Raw genomic sequence first — 18,672 nt, 5'->3', positions numbered from 1 at the left:
AAGAGAACTGGAGAAAATCGAGATGATCAGGCAGGCTGATGGCATATACAGACTCGACCACGCAGTAACAGCAACACAGAAGACGATACTGAAAGCATTTGGAATTGATGCTAATTATATAAAACGAAAATCAAAGGAGATTAGCGACTGGCTGAATCCAAAGGTACATAAGGTGAAAATCTAAGGGAGGACGTTACAATGGCACGAGGACGAAAGAAAGTATCAACCAGCTCGCTTGATGCTTAGATCGAACATCAGAAGGCTGTAATGGAAAAAGCAAAACTGAAGTATGAAGCAGAGAAAGAAGCACTTGCGGACCTAATAAGGCTTCGTAATGAGATGAGGAAGGAAGAACTTATGGCTGCTGTGATAAAGAGCGAGCATTCTTATGAAGAAATCATGGCATTCATTAAAGGTTCCAGCGAAAGTGAGGAAGAATAAGATGCAGGAGTATTCAAGAATCCTTATTGAGCAATACTGTATGACACACAAAAATACTAAGAAAAGCAAGTTCCTGTGGGATTTAGTTGATCTCTCTTACACCATGGAGTGTGAGCCTGAAGAATGGGAAGCGTTACAGTTGGAACGCTATATAAATCAGGAAAGGAACCCTGAACTTCGAGAAGCCTTAGAAGATCTTGACGAATTTCTATTTGGATAATTATAAGCCCTACTGGTAGGCAATAATTGAGCCTGTCAGCAGGGCATCTTTTTTTTGAGTGGTAAAACTATTGGAAGTTAAGAGTTATAAAATCCATCATTTATCCATATTTCCTTGTTATAACAGTTATATCCAATAATCTTACAATTTCACATATAATCATAAAATGCATTTGCTTTGTAAAAGCCATCATAAAACATGACTGATGTCAACGAAAACTTAACGTCTAATAGATAGTAAAAACGTAATAAAATACAAAAGTACTCTAAAAATTATATTGACAAAACAAATTGTCAGAGATAATATAATTAAGCAAAAAGACAAAAAATAATAAAAATATGATAGAAAATATGATTTTTGTGAGGGCTTTGTGTTTTTGACACAATTTTTTGAACGTTATTGTATTATTAAATCTTTTAGGAGGCAGTATTAGATGAAGTGTGCAAATTGTGGAGCGGATGTAAAAGATGGTAGCTTATTTTGCCCTAAATGTGGAGCAAAGATGGAGGTAGTATCTAATAATTCTGCTAAAACCAAGCAGAGCAAGAATCCTGTCAATAAGAAAGTAATTATTGGAGTACTTGCACTTGTAGTGTCTCTTGCTATTGTAGTATTCGCGGTAGTGCTATATATCCAAACACGCCCTGTTAAGATTGATCTAAATCAGTATGTTACTGTTGAATATTCTGGTTATGATACAGTTGGTAATGCAGTAGCAGAAATAGATTATAAGCAGCTTAAAAAGGATTATAAAGAACAGCTTAAATTCAAGGGTAATGATGATATTAGTGATAGTTATAAATCCCCAATACATTTTTTGGAAGATAATATCGTTGGAGAATTAGATAATGATACAAATCTTACTAATGGAGATACTATTGTTTATAATTGGAATATTGATACAGAAATGGTGTCTGAGCATGTAAATGTCGAGTTGGTTGTAGATAGTTCAAGCTATACTGTATCTGGTCTTGAAAAGGTTAAGACATTTGATCCTTTTGAAGGATTAACCTTGAATTATGAAGGAACAGCTCCTAATGGAACAGTTTCAATAGCTAATGGTAGTGTTTCAAATATGTACTATACAGAAAATGATTATTCGTACTCTATAGATAAAAAAACTGGTCTTAATAATGGTGATGTTATAACAGTTTATATTACAACAGAAAATGAAGATGCATATAAAAAGAAATTTATAGAAAATTATGGTGTAATGCCAGAATCAATCAGTAAGGAATATACTGTCGAAGGTTTGGAAAGCTGGGTTACAAGCCTGGATGATATTCCGGAAGAAGAAATTGCGAAGATGCAAAAGCAGGCATTAGATGCCTTTACATCTCAAGAAGCTAATTTTGTAGATGAATGGAGTATGCGTGATCCGGAATATATAGGGGCATATCTTTTAGTTTCAAAGGATTCAGATACTTGGAATAATCATAATTATCTTTATCTTATATATCATGTTACTGCAGACTATGATACAGGTACAAATACTGGAACTTTTGATTATTATTATGGATTTTCTTTCTATGATTTGAAAATAAATAGTGATGGTTCTTTCTATGTTGATTTAAATGGATATAGAGAACTATATCAATATATTACCCAAGAAATGAAAAATGATGATGCTTGGGGTGGTACAAGCAGCTACTATTTCTATGGATATAAGACATTAGATGAGCTTATTATGGATAATGTAAACCAAAAGGCAAGTAGTTATACATACGAAACTAATATAGAAGAATCAGAAACAACAGCATCTGAAGAGTGAGATATACAGAAGTGGCCTTGCACTAACTAATTAGTGCAAGGCTTTTTTGTGTCTAAAAGGATGATGACCTTACGTAAAAAAATAAAAGAATCTATATCAAATAGTTAATTTAAATGATAGTATATTAATTGAGAATGAGTTCTATGAGGGAGGTAGATTATGAGTAAGAGGATTAAATCAAGATTATCTATTTTATTGGTATGTGTATTGGCTGTATTTTCAATGTTGTATATTCAGTCTGATGCAGCAGATACATACACTGTAAATGGAACAGTAGACAGTGCTACTACAAGTAGTTATCTATATCTGAATACAGCTCAGGGCAAGATGGTTATCGCAATAGATTCGGATACAGATCTAAGTGGTTGCAAGATGCTTCTTCCGGATAAGAAGATCACAGTAGAGTGTCATCATGGATCAGATGCCTACCTGCATGCTTCCAAGATTTATCAGACAACAGCGGTAGTTGATTCTTCTAATTCATCTACAGTTTTTGGCACAGTTACGAGTAAGACTACAGATGATGTGATATTCTTATCAACTTCAAGTGGTACTATGGAGATCAAGGTTGATAGCTCAACAGATATGACAAACTGTCATGTTATCACAGTGGGGCAGAAGATTTATATTACTACTGCAAGAGGAAGCGATGCTTATATGCATGCTGTAACGATAAGGGATGCAGCTTCAAGCAATGGTTCTAGCTCAGATACAGCTACGATCAATGGCATTACAATGCCTAATCTTACAGGTACAGTAGGTGATAAGACTACTTCGTCCCTGTTATATTTCTCTACATCAGGTGGCATGATGCTTATAAAGTATGATAGTAATACTGATTATTCTGGATGTCTTACTCTTATTCCTGGTCAGTCTATAACTGTTGCATGTTATGGTGGAAGCGATTCATACATGCATGCTGCAAGAATTGTAAATAATGAAATTGCCGGATATAGTCAGGCAGGAAGCTATTCTTCAACAGTATCATATAAAGGTAAGGTTTCATCAAGTACTACGCTTAATACCCTATACCTTTCAACTGAGGGCGGTACGGTTCAGATCAAGCTTGATGCAACAACCTCTCTTTCAAGTGTTCCTCTTATAGTTGGAGAGACAGTTACAGTGACCTGTGGTCTTGGTTCTGATGAAACTTGGCATGCTATAGATATTAAATACTAAATACTAAAGTATAAGTATGGGCAGTGCATATATAGTGCATTGCCCTTATTTTATTATTACGTCAGTACTATTAGGCTATACTTGTAGCGAGTCTTTTTAGTCTTTGGTATAATTATCATGTTTATGTTTGCAATAAATGAGAACATGGAATCCCTTATTGCATAATGTAATAGTAACATAAATTATTATGCATTCTAAAATATGGTAAGGATTAAAATATTACATGCTTAAAAATATACGTCATTTTATAAATGAGAATAATTTTAGAATAAGGAATATTCTTTTTGATATCTTATTAACTATAGAGATACTGGTAGTCATAATAGATAAGAGTGACTTTCATATTGGCTTTGAAAGTTATATTTTCAGATTTACATTTTTAATATCATGTCTGTGTGTATTTCTTGCTATCAGGAAATATAGTATAAGTGATCTTATACTTATCATAACTTATTCAGTTATTTCGGTTGCTGTTTACAAGTTGTCGGGAAGAAATGAGCTATTAAGATTTACAGTATTTATAGCTGCCTGTAAGGATCTTGATATGTTGAAGAAGCTTAAATTATTCTTCTATGAGTCTGTGGCAGGTTCTACTATTCTAATACTATTGTCAATTACTGGTATATATGGAAGGTTATGGACAAGCGCTTGGGATGATGCTGGAAGTATAAGATATGTATTTGGATTTGGAGATGCCAATGCTTTTCATTGTATGTTCATGATGCTCGTACTACTTGGCTTATATTTGTATCATGAAAAGCTTAGATGGTATGGATATATTTTGCTGGCTCTGTCAGATATACTTCTATGGATGGTTACAAGAAGTGAGGCTGCAGCAGCTATCACTATGCTTAGTATTATAGGTATTGCAATATTCAGGTTTACTAATTTGAAAAAGCATGTGGTAATGTATTTGCCTGGATTTATAGTATACGGTTTCTGCATCTGGTTTTCCAGATATTCGGCTATAAATAGCATGTGCATGCCCAATGACTTTATCAAAAAAGTAGATAGTTTTCTATCTGGGCGTATTATTAACCTTTATTGGGATTCTGTGAATCACTATGGTTCTATTGAAACATGGCATTTATTTTCCGGTCGGGATACTATGGATATTTATTTTGATATGGGGTGGGTAAGACTATTCTTTTGGTATGGAATCATTCCGGCTGTATTTGTTTTGGCTGCTATTGTTTTGTTATATATAATGTGTATAGTAAAGAAAGATGCTGTTATGATGGTGATACTAGTATGTCTTGCCTTGTATACGCTTGTAGAAGCTCATCTGGTGTCTGTATATATTGGCAGAAATTATATTTTATTATTCATGGGATATTATTTGTTGCAGAATAAAAAGACTAAGATAGGGACTAAAGCATGAAGAGAAGAGTTATTATTTCAGGAATTATCACATTAGTATTTCTAATTGTATTTGTATTTACAGGTCCTGTATATTCAGCGGCGGGAGATGGAAGTATAGCTAAGTATCTTGCATCTAATGCTGAGCCCGGTTTTAATTCTGTCTCATGGGGACTTGGAGCATTTCTAAAGATATTTGTAGGGATTTTTCCTTCGGTTAACTGGTGGACGATGTTCTCTATCTTTATGATGTTTAGTGTTCTTTTCTTTATGACATTGTTTATACAGGAGCTATTTGATGGAATTAAGGGTATTATCATAGCAGTTGTATTTGCTATTTTCTTGTGGGAAGCAGCTTATAGTATAGATATTAACTTTACCCAGACTGCAATTTTATCAGGAATTACAGGAACCAGTGCTTCGCTACTTATTAGCTACAGGAAGTCTTTTAAAGGAAAGGTCTTCTATGGCATTATAGGAGCGCTGTATATCCTTATAGCAGGTTCTTTAAGATTTGATGCTATGATAATGTGCATCCCTTTTGCGGGTGTAGTAATTGCTCTTAGATATTTACTTGTATTTATGCATAAAGGAAATGCTAGTAAAGTTGTAGATAATAAGAGATTGTTTATACCCGATATCTTTGTTCCTTTATTTGTTATCATTTGTTCAGTAGTATTATCATATGGTTCACACCTTGTATATAGACATATGAATCCGAATATTGCTTTTTTTGAAGATACTTTTGATCTTACAAGAGAAGTATATGACTATCTTGATATGTATCCTGAGTACAATGAAGTCAGTGATGTATATGAATCTGCCGGTCTTAAAGCTTCTTGGTATGCAATGCTGACCAATTATTACATAGCAGATACCAACTATTTCAATATAGAGACTATGTCAGTGCCTATACAGTTTAAGGGAGCTTCTGTTAAGACATTTAGAGGATATATGGCGGAAATGCTTAAGTATAAGTATGCACTTATTCTTGGACTTACAGTGATGATTATTGCCGGAATCTTCACTTCCATCAAGAAGAATATCATTTCTGTATCCTCTGCTATTGCAGTATTTATAGCTAGTGGCATGTATTTCGTTCATGTTGGAAGATATGCTTGGAGAGTATCTGGAGGAGTGACGGTAGCATGTGTTGTAATGGGACTTATGATGCTTGAAGTATTAGTAGGAAAGCATTTCTTTGCAGATAATAAAGAGCTTAAAGATGCTGATATTACTAAAAATGAAGCTATAGATAGTAGTGCACCTAGTTATAATAAGAAGGGTAGATATATAGCTGGATATCTGATCGCAGCTATTTGCATGGTATGGGTTGGAGTTCATATTATAGCTACAAAGTCATTAACTTTCCCAAGATCAGAGGTGACTGATGAGGCATTAGCCGGGCTTCTTGATTATATGGATAGTAATGAAGATATAATCTATTTTACAGAAGACTATGATTATGCTTCGCACAATGTCTGGTATGTAGGAGATCCAGGATACCTTGATAATAAATTTACTATATTCGCCGGATACAATGAAGGCAGAAATACAGACCTTCAGGCAGTTGGTATAAGTGATATGTCTCAGTTTGTTATTAACATGCTCACGCGAGATGATATATATACGGAATATACTGATGTATGGTCATCTTACCTCTGTGATTATTATAATCCATATGTATCTGCAGGTATTGTGGATATATATGAACCTACGGGGACACAGTTTATAAGATATGTTGCACCTATAGAAGCGTCAGAAGATAGATTCGATGATACAGTATCTGATGTATCATTGTATGTAGATAGTAGTAAGCAGACTGATAGTTATCAGGTGGTTCACGTAGATGCAAAAGTATTACTTGACAATGATGATGTAGAATATTATATGAATATTGAGAATTCATCAACAGGTGCCATATATTCATATCCCCTTGTAAGAGATGGCGATACTCTTACAGGTGATGCTATATGGAAGAACGATACTTGGAGTTTTATGGATACCAATCAGTATATTGTAGGAAAGTATTCTGATGGCACTATTGTAAGAGTATTAAATATTACAGGTACACCGGTTCCATTTGTATGAAATGTCATATAAAAAAATAGTGTATTAATTCAAGAAACGGCAATGCATAATTATTTATGCGGTGCCGTTTTTGAGGCTATAAAAAATGCTTGTTTATTATTGTGTGATGTTAGCTATTATATATGTTCCGTATTGTTCCTGTTTCATATTGCTCTGGTTAAAGTAAGAAATAGCCGCTGTATCATCTTCCTTACATATGTAGACTGCATTATCTGAAGGGGCATTATTAGTAAAATCTCCAAGAATGTAATTACCAAAGCTTTCCGGTTCAAGGAATGATGCATGTACATCTTTATAGACTACGGTATTTACAAAGTCAGGTGCAGGGAACTTGTCTTCAAATAGTATTACAGGATAAAGGACATTAATATATATCGTCTCAGCGTTATTATTTTGTGCAATTGAAAGACAATCTGCTAGTCCGTAATCAAAGTGAGATACATTATCTTTATTGTAGGATAAGGACATATAGGTAAGTTCGAATCTTGCAAACAAAGATGTATATATTATTGCTAATATAAGCGAAGCTATGATTACAGGTATGGATGATTTTGAGGTTATTTTGTGTAAGGCTTCAAGTATTGAATATATTCCCTCGGCAATCATATAAGTCAGTGGTATATAAATTATGTTAATTCTGGTAAGATCAGACTCTACAAGGCATCCATGAAGTATACACCAAATGAACCAAATTAAGAATAGTGTATTAAGGTTCAATATATTTTTATGGGTAATAATAGATTTTATGATCTTGTATATTGATACAAGTATTCCTATTAATATAAATATAGGTCCTATTCGGTAATATATTCCATAAGTAGGTACTGCATTGATACCAAGATTATCATCCTGACTTATAAAGAGTATTTCAAACATATTAGAGAGATTTTGTATCATTACAGCAGGTGTAAGGGCAACTTCGCTGCTTCTAAATACTGTAAGTCGTGGAATTGACAATAGCGGTGTTACTATTTCAATCAGGTGATCTGTATTAACTAGTACGAATAACAAGAGAGGTGCAGCCATTATTCCAAGTATCAGCATGGATATAAACAGATGTATGTCTATACGGATATAGTTTTTTATTATCAGATATATTAGGCTACAGCCTATAATAAGTGGCATTACAACCCATGCAGCTGCATAGCAGTATAATGACAGACCATAACATATCATAGATAGGTATATCATGTATCTGTTCGTAGATGCTTTTAATAGAAAGTAGGTACCAAATACCATAAAAGCAGGAAGAAGATTGGCTTCAAGCCCCCATCTTGTGGCTAATATTTGCCAAGGACTTATAGTAAGAACTATAAGTCCTATAAGTCCAAAACTATCATTTCTTATGATTTTACAGCATCCGTAGAAGGCAGGAAGTATGAGTACTCCTATTATCATCTGAGGTATACGTATAGAAATGCTGCTAAGTCCCAGGAGCTTTATAAATGGCATCTCAAGGTATGTTTCAAGGGCATTCATTCCGCTACCCCAGGCTTCAAGATAGACTGGCATACTATAACCATGTGAGTCTATTCCATAGTGAAGAAGAGAATATGCTTCATATCCTGCATAAGCTTCATCCTGAGCCACTCCGCCCCATCCGGGGATATAGCCAAGCTGTAATATGCGTACTAAGGCGCCTGTTATTATGATAATAAGAGCTGCTATATCGTAGGATTTTGTGCTTTTGATAAATGGAAGTACATTGGTATAGCTACTGTCAGCTTTGATGACATTTTCAGAATAAGGTATATCTTTGTATTTATACAGATATATAAATACTAAATTGATAATAAGCAGTATAAGGAAGGCACATTCTATAATGCGCTTTGCCAGGTTACGAGTTTCCTGAATGCTATAGCCTGTGACATATATATAGCTATCACCTTCATAGTCTATTGTTATAGTAAGGTCTTTGAGACTTGTAAGAGAATTGATAGTAAATGAATATCCGGATAAGTCGCTTTCTGGTATAGATTTCTTTTCATAGCCTGAGATTATAGGATGAGTTTCATTTCCGGTAGAAAGAGTGAGAGTATTCATGTTGCTTTCTGCAAGATAGTATAGTGTTATAATATATGAGCCTGCAGAAAGTGTATTAGAATCTGATGTAATGCTTATGCTATCATCTGAAAGACTGTTATCTGCATATATTCCTTCCTGAGGATGATCCGGGAATTCAGGTAATAGTATTCCAAGATCACTAGTAAAGGTATCTGCAGTACCTTCATAATGTGTAAGAGGTTTTGAAAGCATTACTATTGAAATGATAATTAGTACTACGACTGATACTATAGGAAGAGCATAAATAGGTAATATTTTTTTATTCATGTTGGTAACCTTTTGAAAGATGTTATTAGTTAGATGTTCAATAATAAAGCTTATAAACTATTAAGAACATCTACATTTGAATTATAAACTCTTTCAGAAAAAGAATCCCAGCTTTTATATTCTGCATTACCCCTATGATCTTCAAGTATATAGCTGAGTTTTAAGCATTCTCCAAGGTAATTAGAGAATACGCAGCTTCCTTCATAATTCAAATGGGAATCATCATAATAATGTTCTTCTGTATTAAGCCCCATGGCATCATTGAACTTATTCATATTAACATATTCTACGCCATTGTTCATAGCCATTTCTTCTATGCTGTTATATACTTTTTCATCCTCTATAGTTGAAGGATATGGATTAACTATTAGCATAAGTTCTATTCCGTTATTGTTGGTATAGTCGATTATTTTCTGCAAATATCTTTTTGATTTTTCAGGTATAGGGGACTTTTCCGTAACATTAAGGCTGGGAGTATGTCCCTTGGATATTCCAAAATATGGTGTATATCCTTTGAATTCAGAAAGCTCCTCTTCTGAAATATCTAACAGCTCATAATCCTGTTCTTCAAGTTCATTATATCTATTGTGGTAGCCTGCAAAGGATGGGAAATATTTATTGATTTGTTCTTTGGTGCAAGAGTTAAGCATAAGCCTAGCTTTGTTTAATGAAAAGTTCATCCCATATACATTATCAGGCATCCAGAATTCATTAAAATCATCTCCGAATCTTGCTATTGAGTACAGGTCTATGACGACAACTTCGGGATTCTGGTTCTTGCAAAATTCCTTAAGATAATAGTAAGTTATCCATATGGGCTGCTCTGCAGCGCTGTAATCATAACCTGCTATGCCATAGTTGTCCCATAAAACAGCTGTATTTACATCACAGTGAATATGACTGCTTCCCATAAATACAACGTCTACAGTATCTTTGGGCTGTGCATACATGGCACGGTTTTGCATGATTCCATGGTATGTTTTAATGGAAAACAGAGTATCAAGATGAGAAACAATAAGTACAAATACTATTACAAAACAAAGTCTTATAAATATATTTTTTATAGTGATATACTTGCTGGCTGCTTTATTTGCAGGCTTTCTTCTATGATGTGCTGCCTTATGATTTGATGGCCTTTTTCCTGTATTTCTGACAAGGTGAACCTCAGATCCTTTTTTCTTATGATCATAATCCTGAAATTCTTTTCTTACTAGATTATCTCGCATAAATGACCTCCCCTCAGAAATATTTCTCCCATATATTTTTATTTAGAATGAACAAATATCTTTGGTTCCTAATTTGAGATTATTAGAACTGCATATAGATGAATGACCTTATTTCATTACCGCTTCCATATATTCCGTAGGTTACACTCGTAAGTGCAAGAGAAAGGAATATGATATCTCTTGGTACTTCCGGCAGGCTATAAAGAACTTCCCATGGTTCTTTGCTGAGCATTTTGGCACTTATATCAAGGATGATAAGTACGATCAAAGATACAAGGATTATTCTCCATTCCAAAATAGGCTTTGTCATAAAGCACCCATTCACATATTCAAATCCAAGAGTCCATGAACCATTAAACATGCCTTTGATAATGGTTAGCGCATTTGTAAGAGTGCCAGCCCTGAAGAATATCCAGGCAAAGGTCACTGCGATGAATGTAAGGACTGTGCCAATCGGCCCCTTTAAGAGAAAGTCAAGTTTATACTTTTTGAATACATCATTTAGAAGGTTATATATTCCATGAAGTGCTCCCCATATAAGAAATGCAGGGCCTGCTCCGTGCCACATACCGCATAAAATGAAGACTATCATGACATTTCTTATCCTGATTACATTACCTTTTCTTCCGCCTCCAAGAGGTATATAGATATAATCTTTATAAAAGCTGCTAAGAGATATATGCCAGCATCTCCAGAACTCTTTGATATTCTGTGACAGATATGGCATTTTAAAATTTGAAGTAAGGCTTATTCCGAAAAGCTCTGATATTCCGCATATGATATAGGTATATCCTGCAAAGTCACAATATATCTGAAGGCTGTAAAGAATAACTGTTAGAATGACGGCAAGTCTTCCGTAGTTTGCCGGATTTTCATATACCATATCGACGATAAGCCCAAGCCTGTCAGCTATTACAAGCTTTATAAATACGCCGGACATTATATAACATAGCCCCTTTTTGACACAGTCAACTTTAAAAAGGTCAAGAGCTTTACTGTCATAGAGATTATTTTTAAAAACGGGATATCTTTCTATTGGTCCGCTTGTAAGCTTTGGAAACCATAGCATGTAGGCGGTAAAAGTCATAAGATTTCTGGAGGGTCTTATCTTCTTCATCTTAATATCAGCAAGATAACTTATTGCCTGGAAGGTATAAAAAGACAGGCCGACAGGTATTACCTTTTCTATGTATACTTTTGGGACCCATATACCAAAAGTATGTATCCATGGTAGATATTTCCATGAAAACAGGAGCCCTATAAGTAATGCTACCGTAGCTATAAAAATAATTTTTGATGTTTTCTTATCATTATTTTCAGAAAAGAAGTCTATACTTTGACCTGTGATAAAACATACGAATGTTACTAAAAGTATATGTATTAAAGATGAGATACTTAGTGAACCGATGTAATAAATGCTTGAAGCAATTAATACTAGTCTGCGATATCTGATTGGAACCAGATAATATATAAGTAAGACTATTAAAATGAATACAATAGTAGTTATTTTAAATAGCATGTTTCTCCCCCTGAATACAAGTAATAAATAATAAGCCGGTTTATTTCTTTGGATTACTGCTAGATAAATATATGCCATGGAAGAACAGCTATATACAAAAACAGATATTATAAAAGAAGTGGTCATTAAAAATATTGGTCTTTTATAATAGGGGTTCTTATAAAAAAAGAGACTATTTATAAAACCAGAAACCTGATTTTATAAAAGTCTCGCTGTCATCCTAGGCTTCGATCAGGCCGGGTATAAGGTCTACCTTAGTCGTACCTGAACACAGAGATAAATCCCTGTAGCTACTCCCTTTTATAGGTTATTTATTTATAATGATATTGTAACAAACCGTTCTAAAAGTGTCAATTTAATGATAGATTATAGCAATTGTATCTTGAGTGACAATAGTATTTTCTTTTGTCAAAGTATTAGTGTGTATTTTATCATGGTGAGATTTTTATTGGGTGATCGTTGTAATAAACTTTTTGCTATTCCTTTATTCCACCTATATAATAAAAAAGACAAAATTATCCTGATCATATCTTTATGGAGATTAGTTATAGTGAACAAAGATATACGTAGTATAAAAAAGAGGTTACCAGCAAGAAATATAATAGCTATTATATTATCTGTGATTTGTGCATTGATAATAGGATGTGTGTCTCTATTACATATATATAAAAGTGGCAGTAATATTTTTAGCGGAGTATTACAGCATACATATGTCTCTGCTTATGAAAAGCTCGCAGCAGGAGAAGCGATAAATGTGCTGGTTGTAGGAGATTCGATTGGACAAGGGGCCGGTGCAACATCGGGAAAAGGATGGGCTTCAATGTTACCTTCTGAAATTGAATCAGAGTATGGCTCTAAGTGTAATATTACCAATATATCCATGGGTGGGAACACTAGTTATGCCGGTATTGTAAGAGTTAATACTTTAGAGGATGATATTGACTATGATCTTATTATAGTGTGTTTTGGTGAGAATGATAGCGAGAGTGAACTTTCTTCTGAGTATGAAGCACTTATAAGGGCTATAAAAACACGATACGGATCCGGAAATATCATTAGCATTCTCGAAAGCTCACAAAGAGAGTATACTAATAAAATTAATACGATCATAGATATAGCGGATTATTATGGTATACCTGTTGCGGATACTATTGATGCCTTTAATACTAGTGGGTATTCTTATGAAGAGCTTGTGAATGCTCCGGATGATCTTACTCATCCTAATGACTTGGGGCATGAATTGTATCTTAGTACCATTATGGATGTGATAAATGCGCAGGTTGCAAAAATATCACAGTTTGATGAAGTGTCGAATAATTATAAGGATATGCTTTATTTTGACAGAAAAGATATGTCACTGTCCGGAGTTTATAAATATAAACTTACTATAGATAAGTCTATCACCGCAGATATAGGACTATATAGGAATTATCTTCCCGGAGAGAATAATGTAAAGGTATATGTGGATGGTGTACTTATATATGATTCTAATGATACATGGAACAGTGCTGAGCAAAGTCATATATACAAGATAACAAGTGAACCTGTTTATATAGAAAAAGAAGTTGAAATAGAATTTTCATCTTTTGACCTTGCAAAGAGGTTTTATGGAATTTCATTTACTAATGTGAGTCTGTGCGAATAAGGAACATATAAATGACATTACATTCATATTTTATATGGGGGTAGTTGGATTATAATGATATAATCATAAGATGTGCTAAATATTATATTAGGAGATATCTCAATGGTCTTCAGTTCAAATACATTTATGTTTGCTTTTTTACCAATTACATTAATTGGTGTTTATATTTTAAGAAAAAACAGATTTACGAATATATGGCTTTTAATTCTTAGCATTATATTCTTTGGATGGACACAGCCACAGTATTTGTGGATCATATTTCTTAGTATATTGATCAACTATTTCAGTGCACTTCTTATAAATGCTTGTAGCATAAAGAAGATGATACTTGCTCTTTCGGTGTTTGCAAATCTTTCCCTGCTTTTTTATTTTAAGTATTTCAATTTTTGTGCTGATCAGATTAATGTCTTTTTGCCGAATAAAATAAATATCGGTGAGATTATATTACCTGTAGGAATATCCTTTTTTACTTTTCAGGGGATGAGTTACGTTATTGATGTTTACAGGAATACAGTTAGTGTACAGAAGAATCCTTTAAAAGTTGCACTTTATATTACCCTTTTTCCTCAGCTTGTAGCAGGACCTATTGTACGATACAGTGATATAGCTACAGAGATAGATAACAGGAAGCTTAGTTTGGATGACCTGTCTGAGGGAATTACCAGATTTATTATAGGTATTGGCAAGAAGGCTATTATAGCAAATGGATTAGCTGAAGTAGTTGATAGTATCTGGAATGCAGGCGTTTCTAATAATACAGTTGCTATAGCATGGTTTGGAAGTATTGCTTACAGTCTCCAGATCTTTTATGATTTTTCGGGTTACAGTGATATGGCTATAGGAATTGGAAGGATGCTTGGATTCCACTTTTCCGAAAACTTTAACAGGCCATACATATCAAAGTCTATTTCTGAGTTTTGGCGAAGATGGCACATTTCTCTGTCCTCCTGGCTCAGGGATTATTTATATATACCTCTTGGTGGTAATCGCAGTCATGTGTATAGGAATCTGTTTATTGTATTTCTGTTAACTGGTGTATGGCACGGTGCTGCATGGAATTATATTTTCTGGGGTGTTTATAACGGATTATTTATTTTGCTGGAGAGATTATTAAAAAATAAAAAGAATATAAGTTCACATATTTATACTTTACTTGTGGTAAATATAGGTTGGGTATTCTTTAGGGCTGATACTATGAAAGATGCTTTAAGGTATCTTGGAACTATGTTTGGTATTGGATTAAGTAGTACGCCGGGATTTTCTATTGGGTGGTATGCCAATAACTGGAGCATTACTCTTGTGATTCTTGCAATTCTTGATATAACAGGAGTGCTCGGCAAATTAAGTAATAGACTTCCTGTAATCGTTAAGTATGTAGCTTTGTATGGAATACTGTTTCTGTCAGTAATACGTATAGTATCTGGTACATATAATCCTTTTATTTATTTTCAGTTTTAAATGTCGAGGTGTTAAGTTTGAAAAATAAGAACAATCTTGCGCAAAAAATATACTGCTTATGTTTTCCTGTATTTTTAATGCTGCCTCTTATGTTTGTAAATATAGATGAAGAAGCAATATCAGAACAGGAAAACAGGCCACTGACCCAGTTCCCTGAACTATTTGTATATGATGATCTGAATATGAATTATTCGGTAGCAATGGATAATTACCTGAATGACAGAATTGGTTTTAGAGATCAATTAATAATGGCAAATGCTCTAATTCAATATAATGTATTTGGGAGAATGGAAAATGGCGACAGATACAGACTCGGACCTGACGGAGAATTCAATATAATTGAAGAAGGGGTAGTAGAGACTTATCAGCACTTGAATCTGTATTCTGAAGCTGAAGTTGATAATATTGTAAACTCATTTCAAACGGTTGATGATTATCTTGAAGATAAGAATATAGATTTTTATTACATGATGTGCTATGACAAAGAAACCATCTATCCTGAATATTTTCCTGATTCGGTAATCCAGTATGGTGATATATCAAGAACTGATCAAATTATAAATGGCCTTACAGATCATAGCAGTGTTACTGTAGTTCCTGTGAAAGAAAAATTCATTTCACAAAAAAGTAATTATGAACTTTATAGTAAATACGGAGACCCTGTTCACTGGACATGGCGTGGAGCTTTTTACGGATACTCACTACTTATGAATACAATTAATCAAAACAAATCTGGTAATATTTATCCTGTTCTTAAAGAAGAAGATTTTGATATCAGTCTTACAGATCAGGGGATGAGTTTTTATTTTGGAGTAAGCAGAGAGAATATTTCTGAAGAATTTGTACTAAAGAATACGTCGAACGTTTTATGTTCTAACGCTTCTGATTATTATCCTTCCTTTGCCGGATATAATACTTATTATCATACAAACGAAAAAGTGGATAATGATACAAGATGCCTTGTTATATGTAATAGCTTTTTCATTAACTATTTAAGAGATATGATCTCAGAATCATTTTCAGAGACTATGTTTGTATGGGGAGGCATTGATCCAAATATTGATAAATGGATAGAGGACTATAAGCCGGACATAGTAATATATGAATCTGCAGAACGGTATGAGAGCTTTGAAAATATTGTAGAGACAGCTGATTCGATCGAATGATGGTAGACGAATATATTAACCTGAATAATGGATATTAGATAATGGGAATTAAATAATTGTTATTTAAAATGATGATTTAAAGTCGGTAAATAAATTGTGGTGATAACAATGATCGCCTGATTATTATATAGGTCGTAAAAGTTAAATATATTTTTAACTTTTTGAGGGGCCATAAATAATAATCAGGCGATTTCTATGAAATTTATTAGGTATATTATATTAGTCTTCAGCCTTGTTAGAAGTTTCAATTAGCTTGTAAGTATAGTACAGTGATGCAAGGTAACATATAGTATTAACTATAGCAAGATGTGGCAGATTTACAGGTAGTGCGAACAGATATTTACTGTAAACACAAATCGCTATCCAGTTAAGTGTTAGAGCTATAGGTGCAAACTTTATATCAAGGATCATTATGATGATAGCTAGTATTTCGTATATCATTCCATATCTTTCGTGCATGACTGGTAGGAATAATACGCAGGTATAAGTTGTAAGAAAGGCACAAACAACCATCATCTTGCCTGTAAGCTTGACCTTTTTAAGGAATAAGAAAGCACATAGTATAAGAAGTATAGTTGCTGTTATAAGTATCTGCCAGGTTTTAAAAAATGGTACATTGCCGGTACTCATATCTTCTGCAAGTAAACTGAAAAATCCCGGATAGTTAAGTGTCATTGAATGTGGGAATTCTGCCTGCTGATCAAGATATATTGAAAATGGTGTTTCAAGGCTGTGACCAGCAAGAAGTCCAGGTATTGCTGTTATCTCCATTACAAGAGGAATTATAGCAAAGTATAAAAGTGAAAATGCTCTTGTAACAAACCATACAAGGAATACAAATGGCAAAAGCAGTATTGCCTGCTGCTTAAATGAAAAAGCCAGGCCGTATACAACAAACATAAGGAAGTATTGCTTCTTCTCAAGGCAAAGAAGACACAGTACTATGAATGCTGTATATATAGCATCACACTGAGCCCAGGATGCTGAGTTAAGAGTTACAAGAGGTGATAATAGTACTATTGCAAAAGCTGCAAAAGTCTTATATTTCTGATAATGATCTGCTTTACCTGTTATTGTATGTACTAAAAGTGCGCTACCTACAGCAAGAAGATAGTCAAAAAATACTGAGAACAGTTTATATCCATAAAGAGGCTTAATACCTGTTTTGGTCATAAGAAGAACAAAAGTCTGATAAGGGAGAGTATAATCTCCAACGAGTCCTGTAAGATCTCCGTTAGCTTTGATCTCGTCATACCAAGGACCATAACATTCCATATAGTCTCCACTTATATCGTCGAACATGCAAAGACGAGCAGCAAATGCAACTACTGCTACAAATGCATAAAGTATGATCATATGATATTTGGATATGAACTCAATCAGGAAATTTTCAGGCTTTGAAATAGAACATGATCCTGATACCAATATTCTGTAAATCGAGAGTGCTGCAATTATGATTATGACAGCACATACTAAAAGTCTTATTTTTGATGAAGCAGGGACACAATAACGCATGTCCATATAAAGGCTTCCTGTCACTTCTTCGCCGCCTGCATATATCTTGGAAGATTCTCCGACAATATCAAGAGTTGATCCACTTGTGCTGATAAGTATTGAAGGTGTACATTCTGATGCAGTTATACGTACAGTGTAGGTACTTCCTTTAGAAAGGCTTCTGTTGTATATCTCTTCAAACCATTCACCGTTTGGAATATCCGACATTGAAAGGGTGTGGGATTCTATAACAGATCCTCCTGTAGCTGATGTTACAGAACCTTTTAAAAGCTGAATCTTAACTGATGCAGTGTCAGAGAGCTCTTCATCAGAGAGGTTAAGCATATAGAAGTACATAGAGTATATTCTTCTGGTTTTTGCTGTAAAAGTCTGGCATACAGCATTGCCTTCACTTATTTCATATATGGTGTAGTCACCTGTTTCAGGTCTTTTCTCATCATCGTGCTCAATTGTATAGATTCCTGCCATTGGAAGTATGTAAATTGAAGCTATAAGCGCGATAAGAGCTACTAAAACTGCCTTTAAGTATTTCTTTTTTCCAAATTTTTCTTTAAGATCATTCATGCTAAAAGACATATTTTTCTCCTGAGGGTTATAATGATAGTTGATGGCAATTATATAATGGAATTTTGCCTGCTTTATGGTATCATATTATTGTTTTGTTGGCAAAAACATAAATATAGGTAATAATTAGTATTTGGAAATATGCATTATAAGGCTTGTTTGTTGGTTTTATAGATGTTTCAAGTAT

The 18,672-nt window shown here is 34.0% G+C and carries 13 protein-coding genes and 1 pseudogene; 10 read left to right on the top strand and 4 right to left on the bottom strand.

Annotation, left to right across the window (positions count from 1 at the left end; genetic code table 11):
• The 7 genes and pseudogenes from K6G87_RS17640 to K6G87_RS17610 form a co-directional block, all read left to right on the top strand.
• Nucleotides 1–184 (top strand): annotated as a pseudogene (locus K6G87_RS17640) (IS1634 family transposase); the annotation flags it as partial.
• 83 nt (nucleotides 185–267) lie between these two features.
• The gene (locus K6G87_RS17635) at nucleotides 268–441 is read left to right on the top strand and encodes a hypothetical protein (protein WP_296840215.1); all 174 of its coding nucleotides are present in this window, start codon (nucleotides 268–270) and stop codon (nucleotides 439–441) included.
• 1 nt (nucleotide 442) lies between these two features.
• The gene (locus K6G87_RS17630) at nucleotides 443–661 is read left to right on the top strand and encodes a hypothetical protein (protein ID WP_296840212.1); all 219 of its coding nucleotides are present in this window, start codon (nucleotides 443–445) and stop codon (nucleotides 659–661) included.
• Nucleotides 662–1,094: 433 nt separating this feature from the next.
• Nucleotides 1,095–2,432, top strand: a complete 1,338-nt coding sequence (locus K6G87_RS17625) for a zinc ribbon domain-containing protein (RefSeq protein WP_296840209.1) — start codon at nucleotides 1,095–1,097, stop codon at nucleotides 2,430–2,432.
• A 159-nt stretch (nucleotides 2,433–2,591) separates the two neighbouring features.
• Nucleotides 2,592–3,611 (top strand): hypothetical protein, encoded by a 1,020-nt coding sequence (locus K6G87_RS17620; RefSeq protein ID WP_296840206.1) that lies wholly within the window; start codon nucleotides 2,592–2,594, stop codon nucleotides 3,609–3,611.
• Between the two features lie 223 nt (nucleotides 3,612–3,834).
• Nucleotides 3,835–4,992 carry a hypothetical protein gene (locus K6G87_RS17615; RefSeq protein WP_296840203.1) on the top strand — a complete coding sequence of 386 codons (1,158 nt, stop codon included), beginning with the start codon at nucleotides 3,835–3,837 and terminating at the stop codon, nucleotides 4,990–4,992.
• Entirely contained in the window at nucleotides 4,989–7,061 is a 2,073-nt protein-coding gene (locus K6G87_RS17610) for a hypothetical protein (RefSeq protein WP_296840200.1), read from the top strand. Before K6G87_RS17615 ends, K6G87_RS17610 begins: the two co-directional genes overlap by 4 nt.
• A 96-nt stretch (nucleotides 7,062–7,157) precedes the next feature.
• On the opposite strand, the gene K6G87_RS17605 is transcribed toward K6G87_RS17610, so the two are convergent.
• From K6G87_RS17605 to K6G87_RS17595, 3 genes are all read right to left on the bottom strand, one after another.
• On the bottom strand, nucleotides 7,158–9,392 hold the full coding sequence (locus tag K6G87_RS17605; RefSeq protein ID WP_296840197.1) for an ArnT family glycosyltransferase: 2,235 nt from the start codon (nucleotides 9,390–9,392) through the stop codon (nucleotides 7,158–7,160).
• A 50-nt stretch (nucleotides 9,393–9,442) separates the two neighbouring features.
• Complete coding sequence (locus tag K6G87_RS17600; protein ID WP_296840194.1) at nucleotides 9,443–10,618, bottom strand: hypothetical protein; 1,176 nt, start codon at nucleotides 10,616–10,618, stop codon at nucleotides 9,443–9,445.
• Between the two features lie 82 nt (nucleotides 10,619–10,700).
• The gene (locus K6G87_RS17595) at nucleotides 10,701–12,137 is read right to left on the bottom strand and encodes an MBOAT family O-acyltransferase (RefSeq protein ID WP_296840191.1); all 1,437 of its coding nucleotides are present in this window, start codon (nucleotides 12,135–12,137) and stop codon (nucleotides 10,701–10,703) included.
• 646 nt (nucleotides 12,138–12,783) lie between these two features.
• On the opposite strand from K6G87_RS17595, the gene K6G87_RS17590 reads away from it, so the two are divergent.
• From K6G87_RS17590 to K6G87_RS17580, 3 genes are all read left to right on the top strand, one after another.
• On the top strand, nucleotides 12,784–13,782 hold the full coding sequence (locus K6G87_RS17590) for an SGNH/GDSL hydrolase family protein (protein ID WP_296840186.1): 999 nt from the start codon (nucleotides 12,784–12,786) through the stop codon (nucleotides 13,780–13,782).
• A 480-nt stretch (nucleotides 13,783–14,262) separates the two neighbouring features.
• Nucleotides 14,263–15,240: an MBOAT family O-acyltransferase gene (locus K6G87_RS17585; protein ID WP_296840183.1), complete on the top strand. Its 978-nt coding sequence runs from the start codon at nucleotides 14,263–14,265 to the stop codon at nucleotides 15,238–15,240.
• Nucleotides 15,241–15,257: 17 nt separating this feature from the next.
• Nucleotides 15,258–16,406 carry a hypothetical protein gene (locus tag K6G87_RS17580; RefSeq protein WP_296840181.1) on the top strand — a complete coding sequence of 383 codons (1,149 nt, stop codon included), beginning with the start codon at nucleotides 15,258–15,260 and terminating at the stop codon, nucleotides 16,404–16,406.
• Nucleotides 16,407–16,625: 219 nt separating this feature from the next.
• Here the strand turns inward: K6G87_RS17580 and K6G87_RS17575 are convergent, their stop codons facing one another.
• Nucleotides 16,626–18,497: a hypothetical protein gene (locus K6G87_RS17575; protein ID WP_296840180.1), complete on the bottom strand. Its 1,872-nt coding sequence runs from the start codon at nucleotides 18,495–18,497 to the stop codon at nucleotides 16,626–16,628.
• Nucleotides 18,498–18,672: the final 175 nt, after the last annotated feature.

Source organism: Butyrivibrio sp. (assembly GCF_024699075.1).
The sequence above is the reverse complement of the archived record's forward strand: the minus strand, read 5'-3'. Positions and strand labels throughout refer to the sequence as shown.